Source organism: Pseudomonas sp. S11P7, from assembly GCF_023195435.1.
GTDB lineage: Bacteria > Pseudomonadota > Gammaproteobacteria > Pseudomonadales > Pseudomonadaceae > Aquipseudomonas > Aquipseudomonas fluorescens_G.
In genome coordinates, this window is sequence record NZ_JALPKS020000002.1 from 2,823,414 (window position 1) to 2,840,607 (window position 17,194).

The 17,194-nt window shown below is 60.0% G+C and carries 15 protein-coding genes; 7 read left to right on the forward strand and 8 right to left on the reverse strand.

The window, feature by feature from the left end; all coding sequences use genetic code 11:
- Window positions 1–69: 69 nt before the first annotated feature.
- Window positions 70–1,101, reverse strand: a complete 1,032-nt coding sequence (sohB, locus tag M0746_RS12980) for a protease SohB (RefSeq protein WP_258449456.1) — start codon at window positions 1,099–1,101, stop codon at window positions 70–72.
- A gap of 204 nt (window positions 1,102–1,305) precedes the next feature.
- Between sohB and M0746_RS12985 the strand changes: the two genes are divergently transcribed.
- Complete coding sequence (locus M0746_RS12985) at window positions 1,306–2,016, forward strand: histidine phosphatase family protein (protein WP_258449457.1); 711 nt, start codon at window positions 1,306–1,308, stop codon at window positions 2,014–2,016.
- A 62-nt stretch (window positions 2,017–2,078) separates the two neighbouring features.
- On the forward strand, window positions 2,079–2,396 hold the full coding sequence (locus M0746_RS12990) for an SCP2 sterol-binding domain-containing protein (RefSeq protein ID WP_016774477.1): 318 nt from the start codon (window positions 2,079–2,081) through the stop codon (window positions 2,394–2,396).
- A gap of 88 nt (window positions 2,397–2,484) precedes the next feature.
- Here the strand turns inward: M0746_RS12990 and M0746_RS12995 are convergent, their stop codons facing one another.
- Both M0746_RS12995 and M0746_RS13000 read right to left on the reverse strand, forming a co-directional pair.
- A complete protein-coding gene (locus tag M0746_RS12995; RefSeq protein ID WP_258449458.1) occupies window positions 2,485–2,988 on the reverse strand; it encodes an RES family NAD+ phosphorylase in 504 nt (167 codons plus the stop codon).
- Complete coding sequence (locus M0746_RS13000; protein WP_208941108.1) at window positions 2,985–3,461, reverse strand: MbcA/ParS/Xre antitoxin family protein; 477 nt, start codon at window positions 3,459–3,461, stop codon at window positions 2,985–2,987. The genes M0746_RS12995 and M0746_RS13000 overlap by 4 nt, the downstream gene beginning before the upstream one ends.
- Before the next feature lie 403 nt (window positions 3,462–3,864).
- Here M0746_RS13000 and M0746_RS13005 point away from each other — a divergent pair, with 403 nt between their 5' ends.
- The 4 genes from M0746_RS13005 to M0746_RS13020 all read left to right on the forward strand — a co-directional run bounded on the left by M0746_RS13005 (window position 3,865) and on the right by M0746_RS13020 (window position 8,954).
- Window positions 3,865–5,583, forward strand: coding sequence for a hydrogenase maturation protein (locus M0746_RS13005; protein WP_258449459.1), 1,719 nt, complete (start codon window positions 3,865–3,867; stop codon window positions 5,581–5,583).
- 177 nt (window positions 5,584–5,760) lie between these two features.
- A complete protein-coding gene (locus M0746_RS13010; RefSeq protein ID WP_203421961.1) occupies window positions 5,761–6,624 on the forward strand; it encodes a LysR family transcriptional regulator in 864 nt (287 codons plus the stop codon).
- Window positions 6,625–6,735: 111 nt separating this feature from the next.
- Window positions 6,736–7,881 carry a sterol desaturase/SRPBCC family protein gene (locus M0746_RS13015; RefSeq protein ID WP_258449460.1) on the forward strand — a complete coding sequence of 382 codons (1,146 nt, stop codon included), beginning with the start codon at window positions 6,736–6,738 and terminating at the stop codon, window positions 7,879–7,881.
- The gene (locus M0746_RS13020; RefSeq protein WP_258449461.1) at window positions 7,878–8,954 is read left to right on the forward strand and encodes an SMP-30/gluconolactonase/LRE family protein; all 1,077 of its coding nucleotides are present in this window, start codon (window positions 7,878–7,880) and stop codon (window positions 8,952–8,954) included. The genes M0746_RS13015 and M0746_RS13020 overlap by 4 nt, the downstream gene beginning before the upstream one ends.
- Window positions 8,955–9,056: 102 nt before the next feature.
- Here the strand turns inward: M0746_RS13020 and M0746_RS13025 are convergent, their stop codons facing one another.
- Window positions 9,057–11,252 (reverse strand): OsmC domain/YcaO domain-containing protein, encoded by a 2,196-nt coding sequence (locus M0746_RS13025; protein ID WP_208937668.1) that lies wholly within the window; start codon window positions 11,250–11,252, stop codon window positions 9,057–9,059.
- A 219-nt stretch (window positions 11,253–11,471) separates the two neighbouring features.
- Between M0746_RS13025 and M0746_RS13030 the strand changes: the two genes are divergently transcribed.
- Window positions 11,472–14,093: a bifunctional diguanylate cyclase/phosphodiesterase gene (locus M0746_RS13030; protein WP_258449462.1), complete on the forward strand. Its 2,622-nt coding sequence runs from the start codon at window positions 11,472–11,474 to the stop codon at window positions 14,091–14,093.
- 2 nt (window positions 14,094–14,095) lie between these two features.
- On the opposite strand, the gene cydB is transcribed toward M0746_RS13030, so the two are convergent.
- Genes cydB through M0746_RS13050 form a run of 4 tightly spaced genes read right to left on the reverse strand, consistent with a single transcriptional unit; the run spans window position 14,096 to window position 17,123 of the window.
- Window positions 14,096–15,097 carry a cytochrome d ubiquinol oxidase subunit II gene (cydB, locus tag M0746_RS13035; RefSeq protein ID WP_258449463.1) on the reverse strand — a complete coding sequence of 334 codons (1,002 nt, stop codon included), beginning with the start codon at window positions 15,095–15,097 and terminating at the stop codon, window positions 14,096–14,098.
- A 12-nt stretch (window positions 15,098–15,109) separates the two neighbouring features.
- Window positions 15,110–16,462, reverse strand: coding sequence for a cytochrome ubiquinol oxidase subunit I (locus M0746_RS13040; RefSeq protein ID WP_258449464.1), 1,353 nt, complete (start codon window positions 16,460–16,462; stop codon window positions 15,110–15,112).
- 32 nt (window positions 16,463–16,494) lie between these two features.
- The gene (locus M0746_RS13045; protein WP_258449465.1) at window positions 16,495–16,884 is read right to left on the reverse strand and encodes a VOC family protein; all 390 of its coding nucleotides are present in this window, start codon (window positions 16,882–16,884) and stop codon (window positions 16,495–16,497) included.
- Window positions 16,885–16,907: 23 nt separating this feature from the next.
- Window positions 16,908–17,123: a hypothetical protein gene (locus tag M0746_RS13050; RefSeq protein WP_258449466.1), complete on the reverse strand. Its 216-nt coding sequence runs from the start codon at window positions 17,121–17,123 to the stop codon at window positions 16,908–16,910.
- Between the last annotated feature and the right edge of the window lie 71 nt (window positions 17,124–17,194).

A 17,194-nucleotide genomic window follows, 5' to 3' on the forward strand; every position in this document is an offset into this window, starting at 1 on the left:
GCCTCACGGCTTTTGCTGCGCACACAAAAACGCCGGTCATGTGACCGGCGTTTTTTTATGCCTGTTGAATTACCAGAAGCGTTGCTGCGTGAGGCGGCTCCACCAGCTCAGCAGTACGCGATCGACTGAGCCGCTGGCGGCCATGCCGATACGTTCCTGCAGGCTTTTACGCTCGGCGTAGTGCAGGTGGTAAACCTCGGCCTTTTTCGCCCGATCTGCCAGGTATTCGTCGCTGGTCTTCAGTTCGTCGACCAGTTGTTTGTCCAGCGCCGCGATGCCGAGCCAGACTTCACCGGTTGCCACATCATCAATCGCCAGTTGCGGGCGATAGCGTGCGACGAAGTTTTTGAACAGCTGATGGGTAATGTCCAGGTCTTCCTGGAATTTCTCCCGGCCCTTTTCGGTGTTTTCGCCAAACACGGTCAAGGTGCGCTTGTACTCACCGGCAGTCAGCACTTCGAAGTCGATATCGTGCTTCTTGAGCAGGCGATTGACGTTGGGCAACTGCGCGACCACACCGATCGAGCCGAGAATCGCGAACGGTGCACTGATGATCTTCTCGCCGATGCAGGCCATCATGTAGCCGCCGCTCGCCGCAACCTTATCGATGCACACGGTCAACGGCACGCCTGCTTCACGGATGCGCGCCAGTTGCGACGAAGCCAGGCCGTAGCTGTGCACCATGCCGCCGCCGCTTTCCAGGCGCAGGACCACTTCGTCCTTCGGTGTGGCGAGGGTCAGCAACGCGGTGATCTCGTGGCGCAGGCTTTCGGTAGCAGAGGCCTTGATATCGCCATCGAAATCGAGCACGAACACCCGCGATTTCTTCTCGGGTTTGTTCTTTTGTTTCTTCTCGCCTTTCTCGGATTTCGCCTCGCTCTTGCGCAACGCCTTGAGCTGATCGTTGTCGAGCAATGTCTGCTCCAGACGCTCACGCAGACCTTTGTAGAAATCGTTGAGCTTGCTGACCTGCAATTGCCCCGCCGACTTGCGCCGGCCCTTGCTGCGCAATGCAGCAAAGCTGGCCAGCACCACCAGAATGGCAATCACCAGCGTGACAGTCTTGGCCAGAAAGCTGGCGTATTCGGTGAAAAACTCCACAGAGACTCCTTAGAACAATGCGTGGTTATACGGCACACGCGGAATGGCCCCAGCATACCCATGCGCCGCCTTGTCGACCAGCCGTGAAACCTCCGGCAACACCCCTGTAACGGGCATTTCAAACAAGCGTATGTTTTTTCATTGACAGCTACTCGCCATCCTCATAACCTCGCCAAACCTTCAACGTACCGGGAAGACGCGGACGTGGGCAGCATCTATTTGATTCGACATGGCCAGGCCTCCTTCGGTGCAGACGACTATGACGTGCTGTCGCCGACCGGTGTCCGCCAGGCGGAAATACTCGGTCAGCACCTCGCTGAACTGGGGATTCGCTTCGATCGCTGCCTCGCCGGTGACCTGCGCCGTCAGCAACACACGGCCACCAGCGCCCTTGAGCAATTCAGCGCCCAAGGCCTGCCGGTGCCGATTCTCGAAACCGATTCCGCGTTCAATGAATTTGATGCCGACGCAGTGATCCGCGCCCTGCTCCCGGCGATGCTGCCGCAAGAACCGGAAGCGCTCGATATCCTGCGCAACGCCGCGCAAAACCGTGGCGAATTCCAGCGCATCTTCGCCCTGATCATCGAGCGCTGGCTGGCCGGTACGTACGACACGCCGGGCCTGGAGAGCTGGCTGGGTTTCGTTGAACGTGTCCAGGCCGGACTGCATCGGATTCTTGATCTGGCGGAAAAACACCAGACCATCGCCGTGTTCACTTCCGGCGGCACCATCACCGCCCTGCTCCACCTCATTACGCAAATGCCTGCGAAACAGGCCTTTGAACTGAACTGGCAAATCGTCAACACCTCGCTCAACCAGCTGAAGTTCCGCGGTCGCGAGGTGGCTCTGGCTTCCTTCAACAGTCATGCGCATCTGCAACTGCTGAAGGCTCCGGAACTCATCACGTTTCGCTGAGTACCGGACAACTGTGACCCTTGCTGTAACACCAGCACCATTACCCAAGAAAGGATCGAACCATGACCTCCGTAGCTGATGCCGTAAAAGCAATGCAAGCCAAGTTCAACCCAGCCGCCGCTGCCGGTCTGGATCTGGTCTTCGGTTTCAACATCACCGACGAAGACAAGCAGTACGCACTGATCGTCAAGGACGGTACTTGCGACATCCAGGAAGGCGAAAACCCGGATGCCAACTGCACGCTGGTACTCGACAGCCAGACCCTGAAAGACATCGTCAGCGGCGAAACCGACGGCATGCAAGCCTTCATGGGCGGCAAGCTGCGCGTTGAAGGCGACATGATGCTGTCGATGAAACTGTCCGAGCTGTTCCCTTCGTAAGAAGCGGCTTGGTTATCTGCAAATCCCGTCCTTGTGGCGGGATTTGTCGTTTCAGCGCCAAGCTTTAGTCTGACAGTTGAGCGTCTGCTCAGCTTGCCGCCAAATCCTTCAATAACCGCGTATCCAGACCAAACCGCTCCTGCGAAATCATCCTGAATTGCCCCTCCGCCAGTTCGCAGCTCACCAGCAAGTTCCAGGAATGGCGGGTTGCCACCGAGGGCACCAGTACGAACGGGTGCTCGGCCAACAAGGCGTCGGCGAATCGGCGCTGGTTGGGCGAGGTTTTCATCGGGTGCAGCCAATGCGGATTGGGCACTTCTTCCGGTTGCACGATTCTGACGCTGGCTTCGTGGATGACCTCAAAGCAGGTCAATACATGAGGCTCCTCGTCCAGCGCATCGAACCCGCCATGGGCGGCCACTTCGAGGATGGCCGTGGAGGGGTCGACTGACGCATAAACCACGCGTCGCCCGGGTGTATTCCAGCGGCCGCCACGGCGATTGGAACCCAGGCCGCGATCCCACGTATCGCTGTACATCTCGAGATCCAGTCGCCAGGCGTACCAGCGTTCATCCCAGGGCAAGGGATTCATTGATAAACCCCGTATTTGATCTGGTTCAGATACTCCTCGACCATACTGAAGCCCAATGCGTGACCGACCAGATCGAGGGGTACATGGCCATAGAAATAGGTAGCCGATTGTTGCAGCCACGACTCGGCCTTCGCCTGGCGTGCGAACACTTCGGTGGCCAGTTCCAGCGCTGCGGCATATTGGTACGCGATGATGCTCTGCGGCGTGTCGAGGCGCACCGGTTTGTTCTCTTTGATCAGGCGCCGCACAGTTCTCACGGACCTGCCAGTGATACGTTTGACCAGATCGCCACGCTGGTAGAGCTCGCTGGTGGCGAGCATGTTGATGACGTCGTGCAATTCAAATCCTTCGGTTGTGCAACGGAGGATCAGCATCGGGTCGTCGCCTGTGTCCTGCCCTCGCAGCAACAATTCGACGGGCTTGCCCTCGAGCTTCTTCAAACCCGTAAGCCGGGGCGCTTTGGCGGCGGGCATGGCGACGTCCTCCGAGGGGCATCTGGCGCGATCGTCGCGCCAGTAATGGCGAGGGGAGTAAGCAGGCGTATGGTTTTCAATCAATGGGATTCGCATGATTCCGTCCTTTGTCTGGGTGCAGCGCGATCGGTGCGCTCAATGACTTCAATGTCGAGACTGATGCTATAGGTCAGGCGTCCGACGACCAACCTGAAAGAGTCGTCAGAAATATCCCCCCATCTGCTGGAAACAGGCACGTTTCCGTAGGACCTGAACGAAACACCCAAAAAAACTCTGGCTGACAGAACCTTGACCCGGGTCACTGGTGCACGTGCTAGCACTGATTACTCTTGCGGCTCCATCGAAGGCCAGGGAAGGCTCACCGGGAGCCTGCGGCCCGATCTCGTTCAAGGAAGAAATCACCATGCGTTCACTCAAGATCATTCTGCTGTCGTCCGCGTTTAACGGTCTGACCCAGCGCGCCTGGCTGGAGCTGCGCCAGGCCGGACACTCGCCAAGCGTGGTGCTGTTTACCGATGAAGCATCGGTATGCGAGCAGATTGAGCACAGCGGCGCGGATCTGGTGATCTGCCCGTTCCTCAAGGACCGCGTGCCACGCACGCTATGGAGCAATGCCAAACGTCCGGTGGTGATCATTCACCCCGGCATCGTCGGCGACCGCGGCGCCAGCGCTCTGGACTGGGCGATCAGCCATGAACTGCCGAGCTGGGGCGTGACTGCGCTGCAAGCGGTCGAGGAAATGGACGCCGGGCCGGTATGGGCCACCTGCGAATTCAACCTGCCCTCTGGTCTGCGCAAATCCGAGTTGTACAACGGCCGGGTGAGTGATGCGGCGATTCGCTGCATACGCGAGGTGGTGGAAAGATTCGTCGAAGGCTTCGTACCGGTAGCGTTGGATTACGCCGATGCCAGCGTGCGCGGCCGCTTGCAGCCAAACATGAGACAGGTCGACCGCAGTTTCAGCTGGCACGATTGCGCACGCTTCATCAAACGCTGTATCGATGCCGCCGACGGCCAGCCCGGCGTATTGTCGAGCCTGGCCGGCGGTCAGTACTACGTCTATGACGCACACCTCGACTCGCGCAGCGGCGTGCCCGGTGAAATTCTCGCCGTGCACGACGACGCTGTGCTGGTGGCCGCCGGCGATCAAAGCTTGTGGATCGGCGCACTGCGGCACAAACCGCAACCAGGCGAGGAAACCTTCAAGCGCCCGGCGCGGCATGTGCTGAGCAGGCAACTGATCGGTGTGCCGGTGCTGGACTGGTCGATTGCGACACAGCCGTTCTGCGACGAGGCGTATCAGCCGCTGCGCTATCGCGAGTCCGGCAATGTCGGCGAGCTGACGTTTGAGTTCTACAACGGCGCGATGAGCACCGAACAATGCCAACGCATGGTTGCCGCGCTGCGCTGGGCCAAGTCGCGCGATACTCAAGTGCTGCTGATCAAGGGCGGGCGCGGCAGTTTTTCCAATGGCGTGCATTTGAATGTGATCCAGGCTGCGCAGGATCCCGGTGCCGAAGCCTGGGCCAATATTCAGGCGATCGACGATGTCTGCGAAGAACTGCTGACAGCCCGGCAACTGGTGATCAGTGGTGTCACCGGCAATGCCGGCGCCGGCGGCGTGATGCTCGCGCTGGCGGCCGATATCGTTTTTGCTCGCGCCGATATCGTCTTCAATCCGCACTATAAAAGCATGGGGTTGTACGGTTCCGAGTTCTGGACCTACAGCCTGCCCCGCGCCGTCGGCCCAGCCATCGCCGAGCAACTCACTCAGGCTTGTCTGCCGCTGAGCGCAATGCAGGCGTGGCAACTGGGCATGGTGCAGGAAGTCGGCCCGCGCTGCCCGGACGAGTTTGCCCTGTGGTTGCTGCAACGGGCCAACGCGGCGTTGAGCGACCAGGCTTATGCGCCGGTGCGCGAACGCAAGGCGCGGGTTGATCGCGGATTGATCCGCGAATGCCGGGAGAACGAGCTGCGGGAAATGCAGCAAGACATGCTGCACAACCGCAATCAGTTCGCCGAGAAGTGCCGCAACTTCGTCTACAAGCGCAAGGTTTGCGGCACGCCGGCGCGGTTGGTCGAGGGTTGGGCGCGGGTGCGTTCGGTTGAGCTGGCGGGATGACTTCTGGTTGACCGCACGGGCCTCTTCGCGAGCAGGCTCGCTCCCACAGGGTTCGGTTGTGAGCTGGTAATTCATGGTCGCCAGAGACACCTGTGGGAGCGAGCCTGCTCGCGAAGAACGATGACGCGGTATCAAGTCGGCACTTACAATGCGCCTTCTCAAAATACCGGCCCCCCCATGGACATCGACCTCGCCCGCACCTTTCTGGAAATTGTCCGCCATGGCAGCCTCGCCGCGGCGGCGCAGAAGTTGTTCGTCACGCAGACGGCAATTACCGCTCGGGTACAGAAACTGGAAAGCCAGCTCGGCAGCACGCTGTTCGTGCGCAATCGCGCCGGGGCGAAACTGACGCCCAATGGCGAGGCCTTCGTGATTTATGCCAACCAACTGGTGCAGACCTGGGAGGCCGCACGCCGCGACCTGCCGCTGCCTGAGGGCTATCACAACGTGCTGCACATTGGCGGCGAAGTCAGCTTGTGCAACCCGTTGATGTTGAGCTGGGCGGCGGAACTGCGCGAGAAGATTCCCGGTCACGCCTTGCGCATGGAAATCCGCGACGGTGAAAACCTGCTGCGCCAGCTCGAACTCGGCGTGCTCGACGCAGCGCTGGTCTATCAACCGGAATACTGGCCGGGCCTGCAGGTCGAGCAAGTGCTGGAGGAAAAACTGATCCTGGTGCGCGCCCCGGATCGCCCGGATCCCTATGTGTACATCGACTGGGGCCCGGATTTCCGCCGTCAGCACGACGCCGCGCTGCCGGAAAAAGCCAAAGCGCCGTTGAGCTTCAATCTCGGCCCGCTGGCCCTGCAATACATTCTCGAACACGGCGGCAGCGGCTACTTCCGCACTCGCGTGGTGCGCACCTATCTGGAGACTGGCGCGCTCGAGGCGGTGACCAAGGCCCCGGAATTCGGCTACCCGACCTACCTCGTGTATTCACGCGACCGGGATTCGGCAACCCTGCAGCACGCCTTCGATCTGCTGCGTGAAGTGATCCGCACCGATGACGACTGGTCGCAGCGCTGGAACCCGTTGAGCTGACACGACCGCTTTACACCGGATGATGGCGCAACTGCCGTTGACGTCAGTCCTGCACTTACGGCCGGATCGGCTACGCTGCCGGGTATAACCACAATACCCGCAGGTGAGGCAGTGAGGCAGACCACCGAGATGTTCCGCGAGCGCTATCGCGCGGCCGTCCATCCACGCTACAACCCGTGGCTGCATGGCGGGTTTGTGCTGGTGTTTGGCATGCTGGCGATCGCCGGGTTCTGGAGTAGCGTGCAACAGGTCAGCCCGCTGGAATGGCTGACGGTGCCGCTGACCCTGCTGCTGTTCAACTTCGGCGTGTACATGGTTCATCGCCATCTGGGTCACCACAAGAAGTCCTTGGCGAAAATGTTCTATGCCCGCCATGCCGGTGATCACCACAGTTTTTTTACCCCGGGCCACATGAGCTACGACAGCGCGCGCGACTGGCGGGTGATTCTGTTTCCAGCCTGGCTGATCGTGATCCATACGCTGCTGATCACCCTGCCGCTGTGGTGGCTGCTGGCACTGGCCAACGCCAACATCGCCGGGTTGTTCGGTGGCTGCATGGTGCTCGGCTACCTGACCTATGAAGTGTTCCATGCGTGCGAGCATCTACCGCCGCAAAATCTTCTGACGCGCCTGCCATGGATTCGCCAGATGCGCCGCCTGCATGAACTGCACCACCGCCGCGAGCACATGCAGGCGCGTAATTTCAACATCGTCGTGCCGTTGATGGATTACTGGTTCGGCACCCTTTACCGAGAACCTGAAGCCCCTCTTTCGAATCACTCGAGAATGCCCATGACCCGCATGCAGCACCAGATCGATATCGCTGGCGAACCCGTTGCTGTCCTCGCCTATGCCGCCAATGTCAGTCGCTGGCCGGAGTGGCATCCCTCCTCGCTGAAAATCGACGGTGCTCAAGGTCCGCTGCATGCCGGTTCGCGATTTGAAGAAGACATCAACGCTGGCGGGCGCAGCGGTCATTTGCGCTGGGAAGTCACTGAGTACCTGCCCGGCCGCCGCTGGTGCGCGCGGGCGCAGAGTGACGAGGGACTGTCGTTGAATCTGACTTATGAATGCAGCGCCGAAGCGGGTGCCACGCGATTCGTGCGCACGCTGGATTACCGTTTTGCAGGTTTCGCCTTGCGCGTTGCCAATCGCCTGCTGCTCAAGCGGCGCATCGAGCGAGAGTCCGCCGCGTCGCTGCTGGCGTTGCGCGACATGGCCACGCAGTACCTGACCTCAGTGAGGGCGCGCGCGTGAAGCTACGGCATGGATTGTCATTGCTGATCGTCATCGTCATCGGTTTTCTGTTGTTGCTGCCGACCCGCGTCGAACCACAAGCGTGGACCCCGCCGCGAGCACCGTCGCTGACGGAAGGTATCTACGCCGAAAACCACACCCTCAAAGGCGCGGTAAAAGTCGGGCCGAGTGATATCGAAGGGCCGGAGGCGTTGCTGCTGGAGGATGATTACCTCATCACCGGGCTGCACGACGGTCGATTGATCCGCACCAGCCTCGACGGCCAGGAGCGCAAGGTGCTGGCTGACACGGGCGGACGTCCGCTGGGCCTGGCGCGGCATCCCAACGGATTGCTGGTGATCGCCGATGCGCTCAAGGGTTTGCTCTCGCTTGATGCGCAAGGCCGGCTGATTCCTTTGAGCACTGAGGCCAACGGCGTGGCCTTTGGTTTCACCGATGACGTGGCGATCGACAAGTCCGGGCACTATGCGTACTTCAGCGATGCTTCCAGTCGCTGGGGCTACGGCCACGATGGCGAGGCGATCATCGAGCACGGCGCCGACGGGCGTTTACTGCGCTATGACTTTCAGACGGGCAAGACCAGTGTGCTGCTGGACCAGTTGCAGTTTGCCAACGGCGTCACGCTCGGCCCGGATGAGGCCTACGTGCTGGTCAATGAAACCGGCGCTTATCGCATCAGCCGCTTCTGGCTGAGCGGACCGCAAGCCGGCACCCATGATGTGTTCATCGACAATCTGCCGGGGCTGCCGGATAACCTCTCGTTTAACGGCAGCAATCGTTTCTGGGTGGCGTTGTACGCGCCGCGCAATGCCTTGCTTGATGGCACCGCTGGATATCCGTTCCTGCGCAAGATCATCGTCCGAGCGCTGACCGTGCTGCCACAACCGGTGGAAAAACGCGCTTTTGTGTTAGGGCTGGATCTGCAGGGCAAGGTGATCGCCAACCTGCAGGACGCAAGCAGCGGCAATTATTCGCCGATTACCACGGTGCGTGAATATGGCCAGTGGCTGTATTTCGGTTCGCTGAAAGCACAGAACATGGCGCGGTTGGCGCTGGATGTGGCGCTGGAATGAATGCCACGGGCTCGCGCCCACAAGGCGTTTGCAGTCATCACTTTTGTCTGAGCGTTTGCACCGGCGTGAAAAAGCACCCGCAGGTGCCTTTTCATCAAGTATTCAGCGCGAGAACGACGCCCGTGCCGAATGCAGTTTTTTATAGCTCTCGATCAAACGCAAATGCCGGTCCAGCCCTTCCAGTTTCATACTGGTCGGCGTCAAACCGTAGAAACGCACACTGCCGTTGACCGAGCCAATGGCTGCGTCCATGCGCTCATCACCGAACATGCGGCGGAAGTTGGCTTCATAGTCTTCAAGCTGCAGATCTTCGTCCAGCTCCATCTCCAGCACGACGTTGACCGCTTGGTAGAACAAGCCGCGTTCAACGGTGTTGTCGTTATATTGCAGAAAGGCTTCGACCAGGTCCTTGGCTTGTTCGTACTTCTGCAGGGCGAGGTAGATCAGCAGGCGCAGTTCGAGAATCGTCAGTTTGCCCCACGGCGTGTTGTCGTCGAACTCGATGCCGATCAGCGTGGTGATGTCGGTGTAGTCGTCCTGTTCGCTGTTTTCCAGACCTTGGGCGAGGTTGCGCAGGCCGACTTTGCTCAGGTTGTGCAGGTTGAGAATGTCGGCGCGAAATTGCAGGGCTTTGTTGGTATTGTCCCAGATCAGGTCTTCGATCGGGTAGATCTCCGAATAGTCCGGCACGAGTATGCGGCAGGCCTTGGCGCCGATGTGCTCGTAGACTGCCATGTAGACTTCCTTGCCCATGTCTTCAAGGATGCCGAACAGCGTCGCGGCTTCTTCGGCGTTGGAGTTTTCACCCTGGCCGGAGAAGTCCCACTCGACGAACTCGAAGTCGGGTCTGGCACTGAAGAACCGCCACGACACCACACCGCTGGAATCGATGAAGTGCTCGACAAAATTGTTCGGCTCGGTGACCGCCTGACCGGAGAACGTTGGCTGCGGCAGGTCGTTCAAGCCCTCGAAACTACGGCCCTGAAGCAATTCGGTCAGGCTGCGTTCCAGCGCCACTTCCAGGCTCGGGTGCGCGCCAAACGAGGCGAACACACCACCGGTGCGCGGGTTCATCAGGGTCACGCACATCACCGGAAATTCGCCGCCCAGCGAGGCATCCTTGACCAGCACCGGAAAGCCCTGTTCTTCCAGACCTTTGATACCGGCGAGGATGCTCGGGTATTTTTCCAGCACTTGTTGCGGCACGTCCGGCAGGGCCATTTCACCTTCGAGGATTTCGCGCTTCACCGCCCGCTCGAAAATCTCCGACAGGCACTGCACCTGGGCTTCGGCCAGCGTATTGCCGGCGCTCATGCCGTTGCTCAGGTAAAGGTTTTCGATCAGGTTCGACGGGAAGTACACCACTTCGTTATCGGACTGACGCACGAACGGCAGCGAACAGATGCCACGCTGGGTGTTGCCGGAGTTGGTATCGAACAGGTGCGAGCCGCGCAGTTCGCCGTCGCGGTTGTAGATCTTCAAGGTGTAGTCGTCGAGGATCTCGCTCGGCAACTCGTCTTTTGCGCCCGGTTTGAACCATTTTTCGTCCGGGTAATGCACGAACTCGGCGTTGGCGATCTCTTCGCCCCAGAACTGATCGTTGTAGAAGAAGTTGCAGTTCAGCCGTTCGATGAACTCGCCCAGCGCCGAGGCCAGCGCGCCCTCCTTCGTGGCACCCTTGCCGTTGGTGAAACACATCGGCGAATGCGCATCGCGGATGTGCAGCGACCAGACATTGGGGACGATATTGCGCCACGAGGCGATTTCGATCTTCATGCCCAGATCGGCGAGGATGCCCGACATGTTGGCAATGGTCTGCTCCAGCGGCAGGTCTTTGCCGGCGATGTAGGTGCCCGCCTCAGAACCCGCATGCGGCATCAGCAAGGCCTGAGCATCGGCGTCGAGGTTGTCGACTTCTTCGATGATGAATTCCGGGCCGGTTTGCACGACCTTCTTTACGGTGCAACGGTCGATCGAACGCAGGATGCCCTGGCGGTCCTTGTCGGAAATGTCCGCCGGCAATTCGACCTGGATCTTGAAGATCTGGTTGTAGCGGTTTTCCGGGTCGACGATGTTGTTCTGCGACAGGCGAATGTTTTCCGTGGGGATATTGCGCGTGTCGCAGTACAACTTTACGAAGTAAGCCGCACACAACGCCGACGAGGCCAGAAAGTAATCGAACGGCCCCGGTGCCGAGCCATCACCCTTGTAGCGGATGGGCTGATCGGCGATCACCGTGAAGTCGTCGAACTTGGCTTCAAGTCGAAGGTTGTCGAGAAAGTTGACCTTGATTTCCATGCGGGATTACCAGAATACGGCTAAACGAATGGCCGCCATTATCCGGCTTTTGCGCGCGATGTCTTGTGCTTTCGGGATTCGCCGCCGGCCGGCGACACTGGCGATTTTGGCAAATTCGCTACACTTCCAGGCAACGCGTCGTCATCCATGACAACAATCTGAACAATGTGCCCGCGCCGTTGTTCTAGATTCAGAAGACACCGGATCAAGGACGAGCACATGGCCGTTTCTGCTTCTGCGCAACCTCTGCCGATTCCGCAACGTGCGGTCACCCGCCGCTTGGCCATTGCGGTCGGCGCATTGTTTGTTGTCGGGGTCATCGCCGCCATCAGTGCCCTGCTCGGCATCGCCAGCCAGCTCGATGAGAAAGACGTCGAACAGAACCGGTTCTACTCGGCGCGAGCGCTGGAAAACCGTATTACCGCCACCAAGAACTACATCACCAGCTACGCCTACTGGACCACGGCGTATGAACATTTGAGCGGGCCAGTGGACACCGAGTGGGCCTATGCCGAACAGAACATGGGCAAAACCATGTTCACCAGTGACGGCTATGACGGCGTCTTCGTGATCGATCGCAATCGCACCAAATACTCGGTGATTCGCGGGCAAATGGTCGAGACAGACCTTGCCGAGGTGTTGCAGGTGCCGGCCGCCGTGCTGTTGGAAAAGGCGCTGAGCCAACCCGATCTGACCAAACCGGTCGCCACCTATTCCCTGTTCGAAGGCTGGCCTGCATTGATCACGGCCGCCCCGATCATACCCAACGATGAACGCCCGCTCGACGAACTGCGAAACAACTCGGTCCTTGTGTTCGTCGACAAACTGACCCCGACCAAGCTGCGCAAGATCGGCAGCGGTTACGGCCTGACCAACCTGACACTGGCCCCGGACGACAGCATCGAAAGCACTCAGCCAAGAGTGCCGCTCGACAGCACCGGTTACAGCCTGGTTGCCGACCTCGAACGTCCTGGCCAGCAGTTGCTGTGGTCGTTGGTCCCGCCACTTGGCGCGACGCTGGTGGTGCTGATGCTGTTGACTGCGTATTTTTTCCGCCACGCCTTGCGCTCATCGCAGTACGTCGATAACAGCATTGAAGCGATGCAGGCCTCAAACCTTGCGCTGGAGAGCGCCAACCATGCCCTCGAAGCCAGTGAAGAACGCTTTCGCGCGGTGGCCGAGGCGGCCTCGGACTGGATCTGGGAAGTCGACCGCGATTTGTTGCTGACTTACCTGTCGGCACGCTTCAGCGAGGTCACCGGTTATCCGCAGACCTTGTGGCTGGGCCAGCACATCGGCGAATTGCTGACCTGTGACACGACACCACTGGAGTTGTGGCTGCGCAAGCTCAGCGAAGAAACCAGCAGCAGCGATTTGCGCTGCACCTATCGCGATCACTCCGGACAACCGCGCCACTGTCGGCTGTCCGCACGGCCAATCTTCCATCAGCAAAATGTCGTCGGCTATCGCGGCACCGCCAGCGACATCACCGACGAAGTGGCGGCCCACGCGCAGATCCAGCACTTGTCGATGCACGATGCCCTGACCGGCCTGCCCAACCGCAACAAACTCGCGCGTTATCTGGATGAAGCCCTGTTGCTCAAGGAACACGCGCCGCCGCTGTCGCTGCTGATGATCGACCTCGATAATTTCAAGCCTATCAACGACTCACTCGGCCATCCGGCCGGCGATGCGGTGTTGCAGGAAGTCGCCGTGCGCCTGCGTGAATGCACGCGCGAAGATGACCTCGTCGCGCGCCTGGGGGGCGATGAGTTCATCGTCGTGCTTAACGGCATGGACACGCATCACGAGATCGACAAATTCTGTACACGGCTGATCGGCAGCCTGCATCAGCCAGTCCTGTTCGAAGAACATCCGCTGCACATCGGCGCCAGTGTCGGTATCGCTCTCAGTCGGAGGCACGGCTATGTACCGAGTGATCTGATTCGTTATGCCGACATCGCGCTGTATCAGGCCAAATCCGACGGCAAGAACACCTGGTGCTACTTCGAAGCACACATGAGCGATCAGATTCAGACGCGTCGGCAGATGGAAGACGACATGCGCCACGCGCTCAAGCACAACGAATTCATCCTGCATTACCAGCCGCGCTACAAGGTCGATGGCAAGCAGATCGTCTCGGTGGAAGCGCTGGTGCGCTGGCAGCATCCGACCAAGGGTTTGCTCGGCCCGGACGTGTTCATCCCGCTGGCCGAGCAGACCGATCTCATCGTGCCCCTCGGGCGCTGGGTGTTGCGCGAAGCCTGCGAGACCGCGCTGGCATGGCCGGAGGATGTGCTGTTGTCGGTGAATCTGTCGCCGGCGCAATTCGCCGTCAGCGACGTGGTCGAGGATGTGCGCGAAGTGCTGGTTGCCACGCGCTTTCCGGCCAGTCGCCTTGAACTGGAAATTACCGAGAACGTCATGCTCAACGACACTGACGGCGCCTTGACCACCATGAACGCGCTGAAAGAACTTGGCGTGCGCCTGAACATGGACGACTTCGGCACGGGTTACTCTTCGCTCGGTTACCTGCGCGCCTATCCCTTTGATGGCATCAAGATCGACAAACGCTTCATCGCCTCGATCAGCAGCGGCACCAATGATCGCGCCGTGGTGCAGGCAATCATCGGCCTGGGCAAGGCCATGGGCCTGACGGTGACTGCCGAAGGCGTCGAGACCGAGGAACAGCTGGATATTCTCGGCGTCGACCAATGCAACGAGGTCCAAGGCTATTTCATGAGTCGACCGATCGATAAAATCGCGTTTGCCGAGTTGTTGCAGGCCTCGCGCCTCTCGCCAGTGAGCAGCACGACCAACAGAAAGGGCCGGGTGACCTGAGTTCAGCCCTGCCCGGCTACCCGCACCTTGCCGCTGAAAACCTTGAAGCCGAAGGTGTTATAAGCCAGCGTCAGCGGTATCAGCACGGCAAAACCGATCAGCATGAATATCTGGCTGTTCGGGCCGGACGCTGCGGCGCTCAAGGTCAGGTCCGGCGGGATGATGTAGGGAAACAGCGCGACCAGCATCACGGCGAAGGCCAGCACGAAGACACCCAGCGCGGCGAACAACGGCAGGAAATCCCGGCGGCTGCGAAAACCCCGGGTAAAGACTAGCAATGTAATGCCGAGGAGCAACCCCGCTGGCAACCACAGCCGAATATCCAGCAAGCGTTGCGCGTATTGCGGATACAACGTGGCCGTCCACGCAACCAGCGTCAGCAGCGACAGCACCACGATCAAGGCCAGTACCCGCGCCTGGCGCGCCGAGCGCTGTTGCAATTGATCCATCGTCCGCCAATAAAGCCAGCAGGCGCCGAGCCACAGATAGCCGAGCACCAGCACCACACCGCAGAACAGCGCAAACGCACTGAGCCATTCCCGGCCATCGCCGCTGTACTGGCCGTTGTGATGCGCGACACCCTGCACCAGCGTACCGAGGACTACGCCTTGCAGGAAACCGGTCAGCAACGACGCGACCATCAACACCCCGTCGATCGCCCTTTTGCGTCTCGCATTGGACACATGGTCACGAAATTCCAGCGCCACCGCCCGCGCGATCAACGCCAGAAACATAAAAATGAAGGGTACGTACAGCGCTGGCAGCAAAATCGCGTAAGCCAGTGGAAACAACGCGAGCAACCCGCCACCACCGAGTACCAGCCAGGTCTCGTTGGCGTCCCACACCGGCAGGATCGTCACCGCCATGGCCCGGCGCTCGCGGCTGCAAGCCGTCACGCCCATAAGCATGCCGACACCCAGATCGGTGCCGTCAAGAATCACGTAGTTCATCACCGAGAACGCCAGCGCGGCGGCGCTGAGCAGGGTCAGCCAGTCAGTGTCCATGCAGCGGCGTCCTCAGGAATGCCCGGTTTCGTCGGCCAGGGTCGGTTGCGGCCCCGGCTCATCGGCTTGCGGCGGCTCACGCAGCAAGCGCAGCAACACCCACAGGCCAATCGCGAAAATCAATAGATAGAACAGCAGGATCAACCAGGTCGAACCGATCACTTGCGCACGCGATACCGACGAAAGACTCTCCGCCGTGCGCATCAAGCCGTACACCGTAAACGGTTGCCGGCCGACCTCGGTAACGATCCAGCCGCTGAGCATCGCCAGAAATCCGGCCGGGGCCAGCCACACGCAGCCGCTCAAAAACCAGCGCGTGCAGTACAAACGTCGACGCCGGCGCAGGATCAGGCTTATCACGCCCTGCGCCAGCATCAACAGGCCCAGCCCGACCATCAGGCGAAAGGCAAAGAACACCGGCGCCACGGGCGGGATGTCTTGCGGCGGGAATTCATCCAGCGCGGCGATAGTGCTGTGTAGATCATGGTGCAAATAGAGTGAGCCAACGCGCGGAATCGATACCTCCCACAGATTGCGCCGCTCGCGCATGTCCGGCCAGGCCAGCAGGCGTAACGGTTCGCCGGCGCCTGCGGGTGGTCGGGTCCAGGAACCCTCGATCGCGGCGACCTTCTGCGGCTGGACCTGCAAACTGTGCCGGCCATGCAGATCGCCGACCACGATCTGCAGCGGCATCAACATCACAATCAGCCACAGCGCCATGGAAAACTGCACGCGGGCACGGGGATTGTGCGCGGCCTTGCGCAGTTGCCAGGCGCTGACACCGGCAATGAACGTGGCGCTGCCGATGAACACGGCGAGGATCATATGCGCCAGACGATACGCAAACGACGGGTTGAATATGATCGCCCACCAGTCCTCGGCGATGAATCGGCCATCCGGGGCAATCGAATAGCCCGCCGGCGTTTGCATCCAGGAATTGGCAGAGAGAATCCAGAACGCACTGATCAGTGAACCCAGCGCCACTGCACAGGTGGCAAAAAAATGCAGTTTCGGCCCGACTTTTTTCAGGCCAAACAGCATGATGCCGAGGAAACCCGCTTCGATGAAAAACGCCGCCAGCACTTCATAGAACATCAGTGGCCCGATCACATCGCCCGCCTGCACCGCCAGCCGCGACCAGTTCAGCCCGAACTGGTATTCCAGAATCAACCCCGACGCGGTGCCCACCGCGACGTTGAGGGCGAACACTTTCAACCAATAACGATAAACATCCAGATAAACCGCGCGCCCGGTTTTCAACCACAACGCTTCCAGCACCATCAGGAAGTTGGCCAGACCGATGCTGAACGCCGCCAGCACGATGTGAAAGCTGATGGTGATTGCAAATTGGGCGCGAGCCGCCATCAGGGCAGAATCAACGGGCTCCATGCAGGCAATCAGCCGCTGAAAAACAGCGCAAGCTTGTTGCCCTCGGGATCGCGCAGGTACGCCACATAGAAGTCCGGCGTGTAGGCCTCACGGGTGCCCGGCGCGCCTTCGTCGCTGCCGCCGTTGTCGAGTCCGGCCTTGTAAATCTGGTCGACCTGCTGCCGGGATTCGGCGCGAAACGCCGGCATCATGCCGTTACCCGCGGTCGCCGGCTCGCCGTTGAACGGTTTGGCGATATGCACGCTGCCGGGTCCATTGGACTTGTCGGCCGCGCCGGGCAGATAGAAACAATCGTGTTCTTCGCGATCATGCTGATACCCCAGCGGCGTGAGGATCGCGTGATAAAAGGCCGCCGAACGTTCCACGTCATTGGCGCCAATAAACAGATAACTGAGCATGGGGATGTTCCTCCGCTGGCCATTCAACCGTGGGTTTGTTCTTCGTTATGGGTGAACAGATTGCCGGCGTCGCGCACCAGTTGCCGCCATTCCGCAGCGGTGATCAGGCCTTGTTCCTCCATCGCATCGGCGGCCCTGAGCAGTTCGTCGTAGCGCTGCTCCGGGTCAGGATCGTCCTGTGTTTGCGCCGCCAGTTCGCGCCAAGCCGCCAGTGATGCCTCTTTTTGCTGATCGAACATGGGGGTATCTCCTGAAAGACTCATCCGGTAGAAAGATTTCGCCCTGCCCAGGTTCAGGGCAGACGACGGAT